This window comes from Alishewanella longhuensis (assembly GCF_014653435.1).
Taxonomy (GTDB): domain Bacteria; phylum Pseudomonadota; class Gammaproteobacteria; order Enterobacterales; family Alteromonadaceae; genus Alishewanella; species Alishewanella longhuensis.
The window spans coordinates 241,458-257,965 of record NZ_BNAO01000001.1 but is presented as its reverse complement, the minus strand read 5'-3'; the positions used below and the strand labels follow the sequence as shown (position 1 = coordinate 257,965).

Here is a 16,508-nt window from a genome sequence, read left to right as displayed (position 1 = left end):
CATAACTAGCCGCCATTTAAGGCTTTTAACATCTGAGCGCGCATACCTGGCTGGAATACCGCATAACGGCCCCTTCCCAAAGCTTTAGCGTGGTACATTGCCGCATCCGCATCACGCAGCATCGCATCGGCGTGATGGTAATCCGGAAGATAAGGAGCTATACCGATGCTGACGCCAGCCTGCACCATATTGTTCTCCAAGTGGTACGGCTGCCGAAATTTCTCAATGATACGCTGGGCAATTTCTTCAGCATCTTGCTCAACTTGCAAATTAAGCAACATAACAACAAACTCATCCCCTCCGAACCGGGCAGCTAAATCATGCTCACGTACGGCACTCTGCAAGCGCTTGCTACTTTCTACCAAAAAGGCATCACCTACATGATGGCCCAGGGTGTCATTTATCAGCTTAAAGCGATCCAAATCGAGGAATAATAACGCCATACCCGTTTGTGGCTGCCGTTTATTCAAGGCAAATTGCTGTTTGAGTTGTTGCAGAAACATCTGTCGGTTCGCCAAACCGGTTAGCACATCGTGGTTAGCATCGTAAAATAGCTTTTGCTCAGCTTTCTTACGTTCCTCTACCTGCAAACGCAAAAACAAATTGGTTTGCCGTAGCTCACGCGTGCTTTCAAACACCTTGCGCTCCAGCTCCTCTTGATGCAGTTTTTGTTTTTCTGCGGTGAGTTTACGCTGAATCGCCACAGCAATATGTTGCGATACAAAACGCAAAATGGTGAGCTCTTGGTCCGAATACTGATAATCACTCTCGTATGACTGTACAGCAATCACCCCGATAACTTTTTGCTCAATTTTAAGTGGTGCGCCAAGCCAACTATTAGAATGACGACTCGGCTGATTTAAGCTACTCATACCGCGGCGGATTTCGCCTTGTTCGACCAAAACAGTAGCTTGCTCCGTATTAATTAAGCGAGCTTCGGCACAGCGAATAACATATTCAGTAAAGCCGCGGCTAAGAGGTCTGTCGCGAGCTGCAGGACTAAACTGGTCAACATAAAAAGGAAAGGTCAACTTAGTTTGTTCAGCATCGAGTAGTGCGATATAACAGTTTTCAGCAGCCATTAAACCGCACAACACCTTATGTATCGCTTTGTAAAAGGTGTGCATATCCTGACTACTGGCGGTTAACTCTGAAATTTTGTATAGCGCCGCTTGCAGTTGTTCACCATGGATACGTTCTTTGATTTCTTTTTGCAAAGAATCATTAATTTGCAGTAGTTGCTGCGTCCGTTCTTTTACCGTGCTTTCCAATAGCTCACGGCTTCTGACTCGATCTAAAGCAATTACCGTATGGGCACCTATACTACTAAACAACTTCAAATCTTGTTCATTATACCGGTATTGGCTATCGTAAGACTGAATAGCCATCACGCCGATGACTGTATCAGCCCGCCATAACGGTATCCCCATCCAATGCGCTGAAGGTGAGCCTTGCGCTTGTATCTCGCCACTATCAACTAAATCCCGGAACTGCTGTTCATCGCACAACAAGGGCTTTTGCTGACGAGCAACATAACCAGTTAAACCACGCGAGAATGCACTGGTTGGAACAGAGGCGATTAACTGTTGGTCTTTTTCATCTGAAAAATACTGCAAGCGGTAATCTTCTGTCACGCTGTCATATAGAACCACATAAAAATTCTCTGCATGTAATTGTTCAGAGACCATTTTATGAATGGCGGGATAAAAATCAGCCATATCGCTGATGTGGCTAGCCAGTTCAGACAGCTGTAGCAAAGCCCCCTGGATGGTATAGGCTTCTTTATAGCGATGCAGCAGTAATAGCAAACGTCTTATTTTGCTACCGGCTTGCTTTAATTGGTGCTGGAGTGTTTGTTGATTATTCAATCACGCTATTCCGTTGCGAAAAAAACACTGGTCTGAGCAATAGTTCAAAAGAACTATTATGCATAAAGTTTAGGCACATGGAAGGGCTAACAGAAAAAACATTAAATTAAATGGCAGGAAATGCTAATACCAACATTGTTGCTAAAATAAAAACACCGCGACAAGCGCGGTGTTTAATTAAAATACAAATGTTACACGCCGTCAGTCATAAAGCGAATAGCTGCGGCAATCTCATCTTCAGAACAGTTAGCACAGGTGCCCATAGCAGGCATATTGCGAATACCATCAATCGAGTGACGCAACAATACGTCAAAACCTTGCTCTAGTCGCGGTTTCCACTCAGCAGATTGTGGTTTAGGCGCATCTAAGGCTCCTGTGCCATGGCAAGCGAAACAAGCAGACTGATACACTTGCTCACCACTACGTGGGCCACTGTCCTGGGCTGCAGCGGCTGGCGCGGCCCCTGCCAAATAAACTTGACCCACTGGCGCGATACGTTTGGCGATAGCGTCAGTATCTTTGTCAGCACTGGCATTAACGCCGATGGTGGTCAGTAGCAGTGCCACTGCAAGTGTCAATTTCTTCATATTATCGATCCCATACTGAAAGCCATACTGATATTACGGCATTATAGCCTGCATCTGGACAGAAACGGAAGATCCATTGGTTATTGTTACAGCAGCAATTTGGCCGCCCCTAAAAGTCCAGCGCTAGCAAACCGATCCCCGCCAGCACTTGCCAGTTCTGCTATATGCCAAATACTGCAGACTTACCTCTTTTTTAAAGCGAAATTTTTTAAATTTTGCTCTGGGAAAATGCTCTAATTGTGGTAGTCTGTTCGACCTGCCAGATAATGCTCGGTGTTTTTCGGAACAAAATCTAGCGGACCAGTAAAGCGTTTTCCACATTACGCAATGCTAAAAAATAAGAATAAGGGCACTTGCTGTTTCCCCTGTTAGTTATTAGAAAACAACAACTTAAAAAATCACACCCCCTATTCAATGCAACATTGAGTAGCACTTAGTTATTACTTTTACACAAAGTTATCCACAGCTTGCTCCCATTTAATCTTAGGTTTTAAAACCTTGTTCAGCTAGCTGTAACTAGCTAGCTATGGCATGCTAATAGGTAAAGCCCTGTAGGAAAAAAAATCATGGTTTACATCCCAACAAATCCGTTAATTCTGGTTGACGGCTCCTCGTATTTATTCCGCGCTTATCATTCGCCACCGCATTTGACCAACTCTAAAGGCGAGGCTACAGGAGCGATTTACGGTGTAGTAAACATGCTAAAGAGCCTGTTGAAACAATATAAGCCAACGCAAATGGCTGTAGTGTTCGACGCCAAAGGACCGACTTTTCGCAATGAGATGTACAGCGAATACAAAGCGCATCGACCTCCAATGCCCGATGACCTGCGCAGCCAAATTGAACCTTTACATAAAATCATTCAGGCAATGGGCTTGCCCTTACTTTGTATCAGTGGAGTAGAAGCCGACGACGTAATTGGCACCTTAGCCCGTCAAGCTAGCGCTGCCGGCAGACACACCCTGATTTCGACCGGCGATAAAGATATGGCACAGTTGGTTGATCAACATGTCACTCTAATTAACACCATGACCAATACCCTGTTGGATCCCACATCGGTGGAAGAGAAATTTGGGGTGGCACCAGAGCTTATTGTCGATTACCTGGCACTGATGGGTGACAAAGTTGATAACATTCCCGGCTTACCAGGTGTGGGTGAAAAAACCGCAGCAGCCTTATTGCAAGGCTTAGGCTCCATAGAACAGATTTACCAACAACTAGACCAGGTTGCCACACTGAGCTTTCGCGGCGCCAAAACCATGCCTGCCAAATTAGCGGAACATAAAGAACAGTTGATCCTGTCCTATCAACTGGCAACCATCAAGTGTGACGTCGCTTTACCTTATCAGTTGGATGATTTAAATATTAAAGAGGTAGATCGCCAATTACTCGCCGAGCTATATCGTGAATGTGAATTTAAACGCTGGCTAGCGGAAGTGCTAAGTGCAGAACCCAACCCGGCCACAGCAACACCAGCAGCGAGCAGTGAAACTGCAGAGACCGAGGCATCAACGGATGAGGTACGGCAAGTTCTCGATCGTAGTCAGTATCAAACCGTGCTGAACGAAACAGATTTTCAGGCGTTATTACAGCAATTAGACCAGGCAGAGCTCACCGCTTTTGATACCGAGACAACCAGCCTGGATTATATGCAAGCTGAATTAGTGGGTTTGTCCTTCGCAATTGAAGCGGGCAAAGCTTGGTACTTACCCGTCGCGCATGATTATCTGGGAGCACCTCAACAACTAGAGCGCACTGAAGTATTAACGCAGTTAAAGCCTTGGCTAGAAAATCCAAATAAAGCCAAAGTTGGCCAAAACATGAAATACGATCAAAGTGTTTTGGCTCGTTATCAGATTAATCTACAGGGGGTACGTTTTGATACCATGTTGGAGTCGTACGTACTAAACTCTACTGCAGGCCGCCATGATATGGATAGCCTGGCATTAAAATATCTCGGACACAGTACTATTAGCTTTGAAGAACTTGCCGGTAAAGGTGCTAAGCAACTTACCTTCAACCAGATCGAGTTAGAAAAGGCTGCTGAATATGCTGCTGAAGATGCGGATGTCACCTTACGTTTGCACCAAACACTCTGGCCACAACTAACACAGACCGGCGTTTTAGCTAAAGTCTTAACCGATATCGAGTTGCCACTGGTCAACATCTTATCAACCATTGAGCGTCATGGCGTGCTGATAAACTGTAACTTACTGGCAAAGCAAAGCGAGCAACTAAGTCTACGCATTAAAGAACTAGAGCAAGCGGCTTATGCAGCGGCAGGTAAAGAATTTAATCTAGCCTCACCCAAACAGCTGCAAGAAATCCTGTTTGAACAAATGAAATTACCGGTATTGAAAAAAACCCCTAGCGGCACTCCCTCTACAGCTGAAGAAGTACTGGCAGAATTGGCCCTGGAATACGAATTCCCCAAACTGATTACCGAGCATCGTGGCTTAAGTAAGCTACGCTCAACCTATACCGATAAACTGCCGAAAATGGTTAATCCCGCCACTGGTCGGGTACACACCTCCTATCATCAGGCGGTTGCTGCGACAGGCCGATTAAGCTCTACCGAGCCTAATCTGCAAAATATTCCAATCCGCACTGAAGAAGGCCGCCGCATTCGTCAGGCTTTTATCGCGCCGCCCGGAAAACTCATAATGGCCATTGACTACTCGCAGATTGAGCTGCGCATTATGGCGCATTTGTCTGCCGATAAAGCGCTATTGGATGCCTTTGCCAAAGGTCTTGATGTCCATAAAGCCACCGCAGCAGAAGTATTTGGTATAACAGTAGATGAAGTGAGCAGTGAGCAACGGCGGCGCGCTAAAGCCGTGAACTTTGGTTTAATTTATGGCATGTCAGCTTTCGGCCTGGCTAAACAGTTAGGTATAGCCCGCCATGAAGCACAACACTATGTTGATCTGTACTTCGAACGCTTTCCCGGCGTATTGAACTATATGGAACGCACCCGTAAACAAGCGCACGAGCAAGGCTATGTTGAAACGCTATTTGGCCGCCGTTTATATTTGCCGGATATCAATACCCGTAATATGGCCAGGCAAAAAGCTGCGGAGCGCGCCGCTATAAATGCCCCTATGCAAGGCACTGCTGCCGACATCATCAAACTGGCGATGATTAAAGTGCAAGCATGGATAGAGCAACATGCCAGTGATAAAGTTGCCATGATTATGCAAGTGCACGATGAACTGGTGTTTGAGGTCAACGAAACAGATGTCGTGGATGTTTGCCATGAACTCAAAAATATTATGGCCAGCGCCGCTAAATTAGATGTTCCCTTACTGGCAGAAGCAGGTTACGGCAATAATTGGGATGAAGCGCATTAATGCCAACAACGGTAAGAAAATTACACAAAACGATGAAAAAGCAACTTATTCGCGATTTTTTGTAGTTTTATTACATAAAAACTTGCAATCGCTCAGAAAATAGCTAAAATTTGTGTTGTAGGGTACAGAGGTAAGATATTCTATCTTTCAAATCAGTGCGCTTATATGCCGTTGATTGTATGAAAGTAGGCTTTATTTAGCCGCCCCGCTGCTTGCAGCGGGGCGTTTTTTTATTTTGGGGCACGGCAAGAGGATAAAGAAGTACAAAAAGCAAACAAATGAAACTTTTCAGATATTTTTTAGAGTAAATACTTCAAACAAACAAAGCTTGCTGTTATAATAGCCACGTCTTAGCAATAAGACACCCTGTTGATTTGATTTATATAGCTTCTCCCCGATTGCTATGACCGACCCACTAAGGGTCGGTTTTTTTTTGCGGTACTGGCCAATGCATGCTTAGCCATGTCTTAGTGGTTTACCTTACTCAGCTGCGCTATTAAACCACTCATCTAACACTTGTTCGAATTCAGCTAAACCAAATTTATTCAGTGAGCTAAAAGCTTGTACCCGTACATCGCCCATAAAGGCCATGGCCGCTTCACGAACCTCAAGCACAATTTTGTTCCGCGCTCCTGGCCCCAGCTTATCGGATTTCGTTAATAGAATTAGCACTGGCAAATTACTTTGCACCGCCCAAAAAATAAGTTGTTGATCAAGATCTTTTAGCGGATGACGAATATCCATCAATACCACTATACCTTTTAAGCTTTGCCGCTTTTCAAGATATTCAGATAAAGATTTTTGCCACTTTTCCTTTACAGCCAGTGGCACTTTAGCAAAACCGTAGCCGGGTAAATCAATCAGTCTTTTATTCTCAGCCAAGGTAAAAGTATTAATAAGCTGAGTACGACCAGGCGTTTTACTGATCCTCGCTAAACTATTTTGTCGGGTTAGCGTATTTAATGCACTAGATTTACCTGCATTGGAGCGACCGGCAAAGGCGACTTCAATACCGGTATCCGCTGGTAAAGCGGTAATATCCGGCGCGCTGGTAAGAAAACTGACTTGTTGATAATTAAATTTTGTATAAGACACGGCCTGCTCCGGCAGTTGATTTGGTGTTATTGTAGCGGATCACGAGGATCGGAAGAAGCATTTGCCACGCTTTTGACTAAAGGATGGGATTTTACTTTAGGCAGTTTCGTGTAAAATAGGCAAAAACACCTTAAATATAATTCATTGCTGCCAGGATACTGGCTTTTCAATGCGGACTGAGACGGATCAAACATGAAAAAACTCATTTTACCTCTGACGCTGTTATTCGGTTTAGTCGGTACAGCTAATGCTTTTGATGGTGACGCCGAAGCAGGCAAAGCAAAATCAGCAACCTGTGCTGCCTGTCATGGCCCGGATGGTAACAGCCCGCTGGCAATATATCCTAAACTGGCTGGCCAGCATGCCCAGTATTTATATAAACAACTTACTGATTATAAACTAGGCATGACGACTGGCGGTCAACAAGGCCGTGCCAACGCGATAATGTACGGTATGGTTGCAGCATTATCTGATCAAGATATGAAAGATCTGGCAGCTTATTTTGCCTCACAACGTATTACAGCCGGTACCACACCAGAAGATGTGGTTGAAGCAGGTCAGAAATTATATCGCGGTGGTGATGCTGAGCGCGGTATTGCAGCTTGTATTGCTTGTCATGGCCCACGTGGTGCCGGTACCAGTTTAGCAGGCTTCCCACGTATCGGTTTTCAAAACGCGGATTATGTAAAGCTTACTCTGGAAGAATTCCGTGCCGGTACTCGCGCTAATGATATGAACGGCATGATGCGTGACGTTGCGAAGAAGCTTACTGACGAAGATATTCGGGTTCTGTCACAATATCTTGGCGGCCTACATTAATTTACACTGTTAACGACAATAAAAAGCCGACTTAATAGTCGGTTTTTTATTGTCCGAAATGTCTTACATGCACTGTAGGACATCGACTCAAACTTATTTTTATTGAACTTTTTTTCATTCTTGATAATTAGCGTAAACCAATGAAAATTATGAAAGTTTAGACTAAAGTCGAATATTCTTTCATAATTCATTGCATTTTTGACTTGCCATCTCAAAATATCGGAGTAAATTAAGGACGTCGCTTCGGCGACACAACAATATGGATAATTAGGTTAAGGAAGCTATCTGCACGCTAAGTGCGCTGTGTTTTAGGATGCCCGGACGGTGTCAGGCGCGAAATGCGCACAAGGATGATTACTAAAGTATCAGGACGATCGCGAATAAAAAAAGCTAAGCACGGACAGCGTTTAATAATATACGGATAATTTGCAACATGGTGTTGACTGCGCATCAGGATGAATTAAGCAAATCGAGAGAAGTGTTGACCTCTAGGCACGAATAAACAGGGCGATAAGGTAATCTTATCGCCCTTTGTTTTATGTACAAAAAGTAAGAAATCCTATGCCCAACGCTGTATGCCCACTGTGCCAAAATACCCAAACCGAAATATTTAGCCAGGACCCCCAACGGCTCTATCTGCAATGCCAGCGTTGCCAGCTGGTTTTTGTTGCCAGGCAACACTTATTGACGGCAGAACAGGAACGACAGCATTACCTGCTACATAATAATGATCTGCAGGATCCTGGATATCGGCAATTTCTCAGTAAACTAGCTAAACCACTGCTGGCAATGCTAGGTAAGGGTGCAAAGCAAGGTTTAGATTTCGGCTGTGGTCCAGGCCCACTGTTAGCACAGATGCTCACTGAAGCCGGACACCAGATGCAGCTTTGGGATCCTTTCTTTGCCAACAACCCGGCGGCATTACAACAACAATATGACTTTATTAGTTGTACCGAGGCCATAGAGCACTTTGTTAACCCGGCAACCGAATGGCAGCTTTGGTTACAATTACTACGGCCTGCTGGTATGCTGGCAATTATGACCAAGTGTTATCCGGACGCCACGGCCTTTAGCAGCTGGCATTATAAGCGCGATCCGACACATATCAGCTTCTTTAGTGAGCAGACTTTTTACTGGCTGGCGCAGCACTATAATTTACAATTAGCTTTTCCGACGAATGATGTGGTGATTTTCCGTAAAGCTGGTTAAAATGTGCGCCCTTTTTTACAGGTAGCAAATTTACTATGACGCGTCAAAAAAAATCCCGTAACGCCGGCAACAATGGTCAACGCCATCTGCCAGCCAGTGAGATCCGTAAAGTTCGGGAGCACAAGGATGAGTCCAAGAAAAAGGGCGCGGGCTTAAAATCCGGTAACCGCAATAGTATGCAAGACGCTAACGTGGTGAATGCCAATAAGCAGCATACCGCGAACAAAGACCCTCGCATAGGCAGCAAAAAACCTATTCCATTAGGTGCTGATGCCGCTACAGAACAACAGCATACGCCATTATTGATGTCGCAAGAGCCAAAAGCACTGTTAAAAGCGGTTAAAATTGTTTCCTTAACACCTGAACAGGAGCTGGCCGAAATTGAAGCGGATACTCGGCTGCAAGCCTTGCTGGAACGGGTGGAACGCGACGAAATCCTTACTGGTAAAGATGCTAAGTACTTTAATAGCAAAACCGCACGGTTAACAGAACTGCTGGAGTTATTAGGTTTAACAGAAGCCGAAACAGCTGACGACAGTGCTGAAACCGAAGAGGACGAGGATCCATTAGCCCGCTTCGAGCGTACTGATTGGCGTAAAACCTTATTGGGCGACGAGGATTAAGTGTGACCATACTCTGGGCATTCGTATTATTACTGGGTAGTGCCATTATTGCTGGCCTGGCTTTTTATGCTGGTAAGTTGTTGTGGCTGTTGAAACAGCAAAATACTCGCCAGCAACAAGAACACCAGGTTCAGCAAGAGAAAGTGCTGGAGAAAAAACGCTATTTGCAAGAAAGCATTGTGCTTATCAGTCGTGCTATGCAAGAGCAGCAATGTGAACTGTCAGAAGGTGCCTTGCGCTTGTGGGTTTTGTTAGACCATTGGCCGCAAGAGAATAAACCAGATGCTAGTCAGAGCTACCCTGGGTTATACCAAATGTATCTGGTAGTAAAAGATATGCCGACACATCAGGCCCGCAAAGAACAAGATAAAAAGCTTACCCGCCAGCAAGATAAAGTACGACAACAAGCAGAAATTGATTTGCGCGAGCTGATTCAGGCCGATATCGTCAAGCTATTACAACGTTTTCAGCAGGCGTAATGCCTGCTAAAAACACCTAGCTACATAATCACTGTTTGTATACTTTGCCTGCTTTCATTACAAAGTTAACTTGGCCCATTAAATGGATATCCTGCAGCGGATCGCCCGGTACTGCAATTATATCGGCGATTTTACCAGCCCGGATTGAGCCCAGCTCTTGCTCCACGCCCAATAACTTCGCCCCTTCAATAGTCGCAGCTTGAATGGCGGCCATCGCAGGCATTCCGGCTTCGGTCATATAGACAAACTCGCGCCAATTCTCACCATGCTCGCCAACCCCGGCATCCGTACCAAAGGCAATCTTCACCCCAGCCTGATAAGCCTGCGCAAAAGTTTGCTGAATTAAAGGCCCGATAGTCGCCGCCTTTGGGCGTACTAATTCAGGAAAGAAACCATCAATTTTCGCTTTGTCCTGTACCCATTTACCGGCACTAATTGTTGGTACATAGTAGGTACCGTGTTTTTTCATCAACGCCATGGTTTCCTTATCCATATAGGTACCATGCTCCACTGAATCAACACCGGCTTTAATTGCCCGCTCCATACCCTCTTTACCGTGGGCATGCACAGCCACCTTAAAGCCGTAGTCACGCGCAGTGCTAACAATAGCCTCTAGCTCCTCACTGGTAAACTGCGGGTTCATGCCGCTTTTTGCGACACTCAGTACTCCACCTGTGGCGGTGATTTTAATTAAATCTGCGCCTTCTTTATAACGTTGCCGTACGGCTTTACGAGCTTCATCAGCCCCATTAATAACGCCTTGCTTCGGGCCGGGATCACCTAGCAATGCATAGGCTAAGCCATTGGTGGGATCGGCATGACCGCCGGTAGTCGCCAGCGATTTACCCGCCGCATAAATCCGTGGACCTTTTACATAGCCTTGGGCAATAGCTTTGCGCAGCGCCACGCTAATATGATGGCTATCACCCAGCTCACGCACTGTAGTAAAACCGGCCATTAGCGTTTTTTCTGCAAAAACAGCGCCTCTTAAGGCGAAATCAGCTTCATTTAAGCGCTGCGCCTCACCATAAGAACTGGCGCTAATTTGGGTCGAGAAATGCGTGTGCATATCCATTAGCCCCGGCAACACAGTGTTATTACGCAAATCTATTAGCGTATCAGTAGCCGCCGGGCTAAGGTATCCGGCCCTCACCTCAGTAATCTTGTCGTCGACCACAATAATGGTTTGCTCGGTTAGTGGCTGTTTATGTTCTGCTGTAATTAATTTGCCGGCATGGATATAGATAGTATTGGCCAGCGCTGCATTGGGTAGCGCAAGCCAGGTAGCCAGCGCCAAGGTAGAGAGTCTTATCATAGTTATATTCCTCTGGGATCATGGTTTAGACTATGAGCCTGAAGTTTGACCAGAGCAATGCTATTGCGGTAATTGGTGGGATTTAGCCGTCAGGTATCTGAAGCAGAAAGCTTTTCTTCAGCCAACAAAAACCTTTGGCCGGCGCTTTGTATAGTGCAGCGCAGATGAATAGCGCCAGGCAATCCATCCTCTTGTTGGATCTGATTTTCTTTTAATTCAGCTTCTTCAAGTAGCTGATAATACAAATTACGATGTAAGCGAGCCTGTATACCACGCCAAAGCTGGACATAAGGCAATACTTGACCGGAAAAGGGACGCAGAACCAAGGGATAAGTCGCCGATAAGGGTATCGTATCGCCCAAATTTGTCGTTAACCAAAGCTCTGGCCCTGCCTCGCCCTGCTGCCACTGACTTTGAGTAATTAAGAACGGGACATCCGCCACCTGGATCCGTACTTTTTCTACCGGAGTTTGTAAAAAGTACTCCTGCCCCTGACATAACAAAACACTGGCAAAAAGCTTTACCAAAGGTAAGCGCTCAATTTTACTGTCTTGGTAATACCAATGACCATCAACATCTATGCGTACGGGTAAATCACCGCAAAAAGTCGGGTTCCAGCTCTCTACAGGCGAGAGCTCAGGGTGCTGTAGTTGCTGCTGTAAGCGCGATAAGTCCATAATATCTGGCATCCGGGGAGTCTATAACCTATAGCGTAGTGGCTAAATGCCAAAATGCCCAACAAAGTGCATTCAGAGCAAGTTCAGGATAAACGCTTTCTAATAGCGCCGGATTTTTCCGTAAGCACTAACGGGCAGAGTAAATGGGTAAAAGCAGGTAAGAAGTGGGGTGACTGATGGGGCTCGAACCCACGACAACCGGAATCACAATCCGGGGCTCTACCAACTGAGCTACAGTCACCACTAAGACAACACTATTTTAACCAAAAACCTGGCTGGCAACCAAGTCTTTTTTAACAATAGCGTCAAACTGTCAATTTATCAGCAAAGCTGAAAATGCTATGCTGTGCCAGCCTACTGACGTTTCAAACTGATTTCGGGTGCGTTATGACCTGGGTTGGCCTGGTCAACATGTCTTACCTAAATACTGTTTCACAGGAGTGATAAATGGAACAAATAACCGAGTTATTCCAGCAAAATCACGAGTTTTTGCTAGGCCTTCTGTTGCAGCTTATTGCGGCAATAGTAATATTTTATATTGGCCGGATGATGGCCCGCGGCATTTCAGGATTGCTAGAACGAGGCTTATTGTCACGCAATATTGATAAAGCTGTGGTGTCTTTTTTAAGTAGTATTGTTTATGCCATTTTAATGATTGCGACTGCCTTGATGGCATTATCGCAAGTCGGTGTACAAACAACGTCTTTTATCGCTATTTTGGGCGCTGCAGGTTTGGCTGTTGGATTAGCACTGCAGGGGTCACTGGCAAATTTTGCTTCTGGCGTGCTGATTATTCTGTTTCGGCCGTTTAAATCGGGCGATTTTATCGATGCCGGTGGCATAACCGGTACTGTAGATAAAATTGAAATTTTCCAAACTACGATGAAAACGCCCGACAATAAGCGCGTTATTGTGCCTAATGCCAAAATTACTGGTGGGCACATTACCAACTTTTCATCAGAAAGCACCCGCCGGGTAGACTTGGTTATTGGCATTAGCTACGACTCAGATTTGCTTAAAGCGAAAAACATTCTGCAAGAGATTATCACTAGTGATGAACGTGTTCTGCCAGAACCCGCCCCCAATATCCGGGTATCGGAACTCGCCGATTCATCGGTGAATATTATTGTACGTCCCTGGGTTAAAACTGAAGATTACTGGGGCGTTTACTGGGATACGCTGGAGCGGGTAAAGCTGGCATTCGACGCACAAGGCATCGGCATTCCGTTTCCGCAAATGGATGTTCATATCAAGAAAGAAGCACAGGAGTAAGCATGAAAGTATTCACCCTGGCCGCCACTGCCGGCCTGCTTTTAGTTAGCCAAGCTCAGGCTACCGAACAAAAAGTTTGGAACACCTCTGCCGAGTTAGGTGCTATTACTACCACTGGTAATACAGCGGGTACCTCTATTACCGGTAAAATTGATGCTAAGCAGGAATTGGAACAATGGAGTAATCATTATATCTTCAGTGCTTTTTTCAAAGAAGATGAAAAAACAGACGCTGATGGTAATAGAAACCGCGAACGTTCCGCAGAGCGTTATTTGGTTTCCGCCAAAGGCGCCTATAAGTTAACCGAAGAGTTCGATAATTTGTTTGTCCTCGGCTCGTACACGGATGATAAGTTCGGTGCCTATACGCAATACACCACCGTTGCAGCGGGTTATGGTACTCGGTTATTAAATCTTGAAAATAAATCACTGGATGTAGAGATCGGTCCGGGTTACTACAATGCGAAACGCTCTACTAACGAGACAGAGAATGGTCTCTTAGCCCGTGGCGCAGCAGCTTTTAAGTGGGTACTAAGCGAGTCAGCCACCTTTACCCAAACCTTTAGTGTGGAATACAGCGACGACAATACCCGTACTGTTGCAGAAACGGCATTAAGCGCCCGTATTAACGGCGCCATGCAAATGAAAGCCGCATTTTTAGTACAGAATGACTCTGATGTACCGGTAGATAAAAAGAGTACCGATACGCAAACATCACTGACGTTGGTGTACTCTTTCTAACTAGACGCTTAGTTTTATTTGTAAACTTGCGGGCCGATATTGGCCCGTTTTTTTATTCCTGCTTTAAACAATTTATTAAAGTCCGCTATGCTTATGCTGTAAGTTTTTTTATTTTTATGGAAAAACATGGAATTAGCATGAGCAAGCCAAAATTAACGTTTAACAAATGGCACTATTATCCCCTGCTGGGCGCCGCCATCTATCTGTTATTTGGGATTATTTGGATAAGTTTTAGCGACAGCTTGCTCGTTGCGCTGGTTACAGAACCTGCAGCGCTGATGCGTTATCAAACCTACAAAGGGTTTGCCTATATTATTATCACCGCTATTATTGCCTGGTTTTTGCTAAAACAACGCTATCATTTTGCCAACTCGCTAGCCGACTCCGAACAGCTGTTAGATTTAACCTTTGAACATGCCGCGGCAGGTATGGCCTATGTTGCAACCAATGGTAGCTTTGTGCAACTTAATAAAGAGTTCTGTAATATTTTAGGCTATTCCGCCGCAGAACTGCGGCAAATGTCGTTTCAACAAATTACTCACCCAATGGACCTTTCTAAAGATGAAACGTTATTACAACGCACCCTGGCTGGGGAACTGCAACGCTATTCCTTAGAAAAACGCTATTTACATAAAAATGGGCATGTCGTTTGGGCCAGACTTTCTGTGGCACTCTTACCGAAAGATCATAATAGTACGGCACGCTTTCTCTCTGTTATTCAGGATATTTCTGCGGTAGCTCTGGCACAGCAGCAATTGCAGGAAAGCGAACTACGATTCCGCGCGCTGTTAGACAAAATGCCTAACATTTCAGTACAGGGCTATAACGAAACAGGTACAACCCTTTACTGGAATAAAGGTAGTGAATTAATTTATGGTTATAGCCGTCAGGAAGCGCTGGGGAATAATTTACTGGATCTGATTATTCCCCAGCGGATGCACGAGGGCGTAAAAGAAGCGATTAGCTTAATGGCAAGCAGCGGTCAGCCGCGCGCCGCAGAGGAGCTGACGTTACAACGTAAAGATGGCAGTCCGGTAACGGTATATTCTTCACATGCCGTCATTATTTTACCCGATAAAAAACCGCAAATTTATTGTATCGACATTGATTTAACCGAACGCAAACAGCAAGAAGCGAAACTTGCTTTCTTGGCTGAATATGATCCGCTAACCCATTTACCGAATCGGCACCTCTTCGCGACTAAACTGGAACAGGCCTTAAAGGTAGCACGCCGCGAACACTTGCAACTTGCGGTATTAATTCTTGATTTAGACAACTTTAAAACAATAAACGATTCCTATGGCCACAATGCAGGCGATTTACTGTTAAAACGTATTGCCGAAAAACTTCAGCTTTGCTGTGGTGAAAATGAAACGCTGGCCCGCTTAGGTGGCGATGAATTTGCGATCTTAGTTGAACACCTACCGCATCCAGAAGATGCCGCACGTTTTGCTATGGAGCTGCTTAAATCATTGCAGCAGCCTATGGTATTGCAATTTGATATTGAAGTAACTAGCTCCGCCTCTATCGGTATTAGCCTGTTTCCACAACATACCGACAAGGTAGAAGCCTTATTACAAGGTGCCGATGCTGCGCTGTATAAAGCCAAAGCCGATGGCAGAAACACCTACAGCTATTACACGGATCAGCTTACCGCAATGGCTCGGGAAAGGCTGATCTTAGAGGCGAAATTGCGTCATGCCCTCAAGCATGAGCAACTGGAATGCTATTATCAAGCGCAAATAAATCTTACCACTAACCAGATTATTGGTGCTGAATTACTGATCCGCTGGTTTGACGCAGAGCGCGGTTATATCGCCCCCGATCAATTTATCCCGGTAGCAGAATCCTGTGGCTTAATTCAGGAGATAGGACAATTCGTGTTAAAACAAGCTTGCACTCAGGGCCAGGCCTGGTTAAAACAAGGGTTACCACAGATCAGATTAGCGGTAAATGTGTCGACACATCAGTTTAGCAAAGGTGATCTGCAGCAACACGTTAGCAGGGTGCTGCAACAGACTGGCTTTCCAGCCCAGCTTCTCGAGCTGGAAGTGACAGAGAGCGCCTTAATGGAAGACAAAGATAGGGTGATTCACACTATGCAGCAACTGCGTGCAGCTGGTATTCGCCTGGCGATTGACGATTTTGGTACGGGTTATTCGTCTCTGGCTTATCTACAACAATTGCCTTTAGATGTGTTAAAGGTGGATCGGCGCTTTATTGATAGGATTACCGATAATGAAGACGACAGGCAAATTAGCAGAGCCATTATTGAACTAGGTCATACCTTACGTTTTGAGGTACTGGCAGAGGGCGTGGAAACGGCTGAGCAATTGGCCTTATTAAAAGACATGGCCTGTGACTACTATCAGGGGTATTATTACAGCAAACCGCTACCGGCAGAGGCGTTTCGGCAATTGTTACTAGCACAGTCGGCAATGCAGCAACAACAATAACCGCCAAAAACAGGGATC

At 45.3% G+C, this 16,508-nt stretch carries 13 protein-coding genes and 1 tRNA gene; 8 read left to right on the top strand and 6 right to left on the bottom strand.

What is annotated here, in order from left to right:
* Positions 1-5: 5 nt before the first annotated feature.
* Positions 6-1,868: a diguanylate cyclase domain-containing protein gene (locus tag IE163_RS01100; RefSeq protein WP_189429281.1), complete on the bottom strand. Its 1,863-nt coding sequence runs from the start codon at positions 1,866-1,868 to the stop codon at positions 6-8.
* A 191-nt stretch (positions 1,869-2,059) separates the two neighbouring features.
* The gene (locus tag IE163_RS01095; RefSeq protein WP_189429280.1) at positions 2,060-2,455 is read right to left on the bottom strand and encodes a c-type cytochrome; all 396 of its coding nucleotides are present in this window, start codon (positions 2,453-2,455) and stop codon (positions 2,060-2,062) included.
* Between the two features lie 566 nt (positions 2,456-3,021).
* Between IE163_RS01095 and polA the strand changes: the two genes are divergently transcribed.
* Entirely contained in the window at positions 3,022-5,805 is a 2,784-nt protein-coding gene (polA, locus tag IE163_RS01090; protein ID WP_189429279.1) for a DNA polymerase I, read from the top strand.
* A gap of 480 nt (positions 5,806-6,285) precedes the next feature.
* Here the strand turns inward: polA and yihA are convergent, their stop codons facing one another.
* Positions 6,286-6,900, bottom strand: coding sequence for a ribosome biogenesis GTP-binding protein YihA/YsxC (gene yihA, locus IE163_RS01085; protein ID WP_189429278.1), 615 nt, complete (start codon positions 6,898-6,900; stop codon positions 6,286-6,288).
* 192 nt (positions 6,901-7,092) lie between these two features.
* Here yihA and IE163_RS01080 point away from each other — a divergent pair, with 192 nt between their 5' ends.
* From IE163_RS01080 to IE163_RS01065, 4 genes are all read left to right on the top strand, one after another.
* On the top strand, positions 7,093-7,719 hold the full coding sequence (locus tag IE163_RS01080) for a c-type cytochrome (RefSeq protein ID WP_189429277.1): 627 nt from the start codon (positions 7,093-7,095) through the stop codon (positions 7,717-7,719).
* Positions 7,720-8,280: 561 nt separating this feature from the next.
* Positions 8,281-8,928, top strand: coding sequence for a class I SAM-dependent methyltransferase (locus IE163_RS01075; RefSeq protein ID WP_189429276.1), 648 nt, complete (start codon positions 8,281-8,283; stop codon positions 8,926-8,928).
* Positions 8,929-8,963: 35 nt separating this feature from the next.
* The gene (yihI, locus tag IE163_RS01070) at positions 8,964-9,551 is read left to right on the top strand and encodes a Der GTPase-activating protein YihI (protein WP_189429275.1); all 588 of its coding nucleotides are present in this window, start codon (positions 8,964-8,966) and stop codon (positions 9,549-9,551) included.
* Positions 9,552-9,553: 2 nt separating this feature from the next.
* Positions 9,554-10,030, top strand: a complete 477-nt coding sequence (locus IE163_RS01065; RefSeq protein ID WP_229833387.1) for a DUF2489 domain-containing protein — start codon at positions 9,554-9,556, stop codon at positions 10,028-10,030.
* A gap of 28 nt (positions 10,031-10,058) precedes the next feature.
* On the opposite strand, the gene IE163_RS01060 is transcribed toward IE163_RS01065, so the two are convergent.
* The 3 genes from IE163_RS01060 to IE163_RS01050 form a co-directional block, all read right to left on the bottom strand.
* Positions 10,059-11,345 (bottom strand): metal-dependent hydrolase family protein, encoded by a 1,287-nt coding sequence (locus tag IE163_RS01060; RefSeq protein WP_189429274.1) that lies wholly within the window; start codon positions 11,343-11,345, stop codon positions 10,059-10,061.
* 89 nt (positions 11,346-11,434) lie between these two features.
* Positions 11,435-12,034: a DUF1285 domain-containing protein gene (locus IE163_RS01055; RefSeq protein WP_229833386.1), complete on the bottom strand. Its 600-nt coding sequence runs from the start codon at positions 12,032-12,034 to the stop codon at positions 11,435-11,437.
* Between the two features lie 153 nt (positions 12,035-12,187).
* Positions 12,188-12,263: transfer RNA gene (locus IE163_RS01050), tRNA-His, on the bottom strand.
* 206 nt (positions 12,264-12,469) lie between these two features.
* On the opposite strand from IE163_RS01050, the gene IE163_RS01045 reads away from it, so the two are divergent.
* The 3 genes from IE163_RS01045 to IE163_RS01035 all read left to right on the top strand — a co-directional run bounded on the left by IE163_RS01045 (position 12,470) and on the right by IE163_RS01035 (position 16,490).
* Positions 12,470-13,294 (top strand): mechanosensitive ion channel domain-containing protein, encoded by an 825-nt coding sequence (locus IE163_RS01045; RefSeq protein ID WP_189429273.1) that lies wholly within the window; start codon positions 12,470-12,472, stop codon positions 13,292-13,294.
* A gap of 2 nt (positions 13,295-13,296) precedes the next feature.
* Positions 13,297-14,034, top strand: coding sequence for a DUF481 domain-containing protein (locus IE163_RS01040; protein WP_189429272.1), 738 nt, complete (start codon positions 13,297-13,299; stop codon positions 14,032-14,034).
* 137 nt (positions 14,035-14,171) lie between these two features.
* Positions 14,172-16,490, top strand: coding sequence for a putative bifunctional diguanylate cyclase/phosphodiesterase (locus IE163_RS01035; RefSeq protein ID WP_189429271.1), 2,319 nt, complete (start codon positions 14,172-14,174; stop codon positions 16,488-16,490).
* The last annotated feature ends 18 nt before the right edge of the window (positions 16,491-16,508 follow it).

Bases quoted from the DNA above. Each gene is read 5' to 3' on its own strand.
- IE163_RS01080 (WP_189429277.1), top strand. From the start codon at position 7,093: ATGAAAAAACTCATTTTACCTCTGACGCTGTTATTCGGTTTAGTCGGT.
- IE163_RS01055 (WP_229833386.1), bottom strand. From the start codon at position 12,034: ATGCCAGATATTATGGACTTATCGCGCTTACAGCAGCAACTACAGCAC.
- IE163_RS01095 (WP_189429280.1), bottom strand. From the start codon at position 2,455: ATGAAGAAATTGACACTTGCAGTGGCACTGCTACTGACCACCATCGGC.
- yihI (WP_189429275.1), top strand. From the start codon at position 8,964: ATGACGCGTCAAAAAAAATCCCGTAACGCCGGCAACAATGGTCAACGC.
- polA (WP_189429279.1), top strand. From the start codon at position 3,022: ATGGTTTACATCCCAACAAATCCGTTAATTCTGGTTGACGGCTCCTCG.
- IE163_RS01060 (WP_189429274.1), bottom strand. From the start codon at position 11,345: ATGATAAGACTCTCTACCTTGGCGCTGGCTACCTGGCTTGCGCTACCC.
- IE163_RS01045 (WP_189429273.1), top strand. From the start codon at position 12,470: ATGGAACAAATAACCGAGTTATTCCAGCAAAATCACGAGTTTTTGCTA.
- IE163_RS01035 (WP_189429271.1), top strand. From the start codon at position 14,172: ATGAGCAAGCCAAAATTAACGTTTAACAAATGGCACTATTATCCCCTG.
- IE163_RS01075 (WP_189429276.1), top strand. From the start codon at position 8,281: ATGCCCAACGCTGTATGCCCACTGTGCCAAAATACCCAAACCGAAATA.
- IE163_RS01040 (WP_189429272.1), top strand. From the start codon at position 13,297: ATGAAAGTATTCACCCTGGCCGCCACTGCCGGCCTGCTTTTAGTTAGC.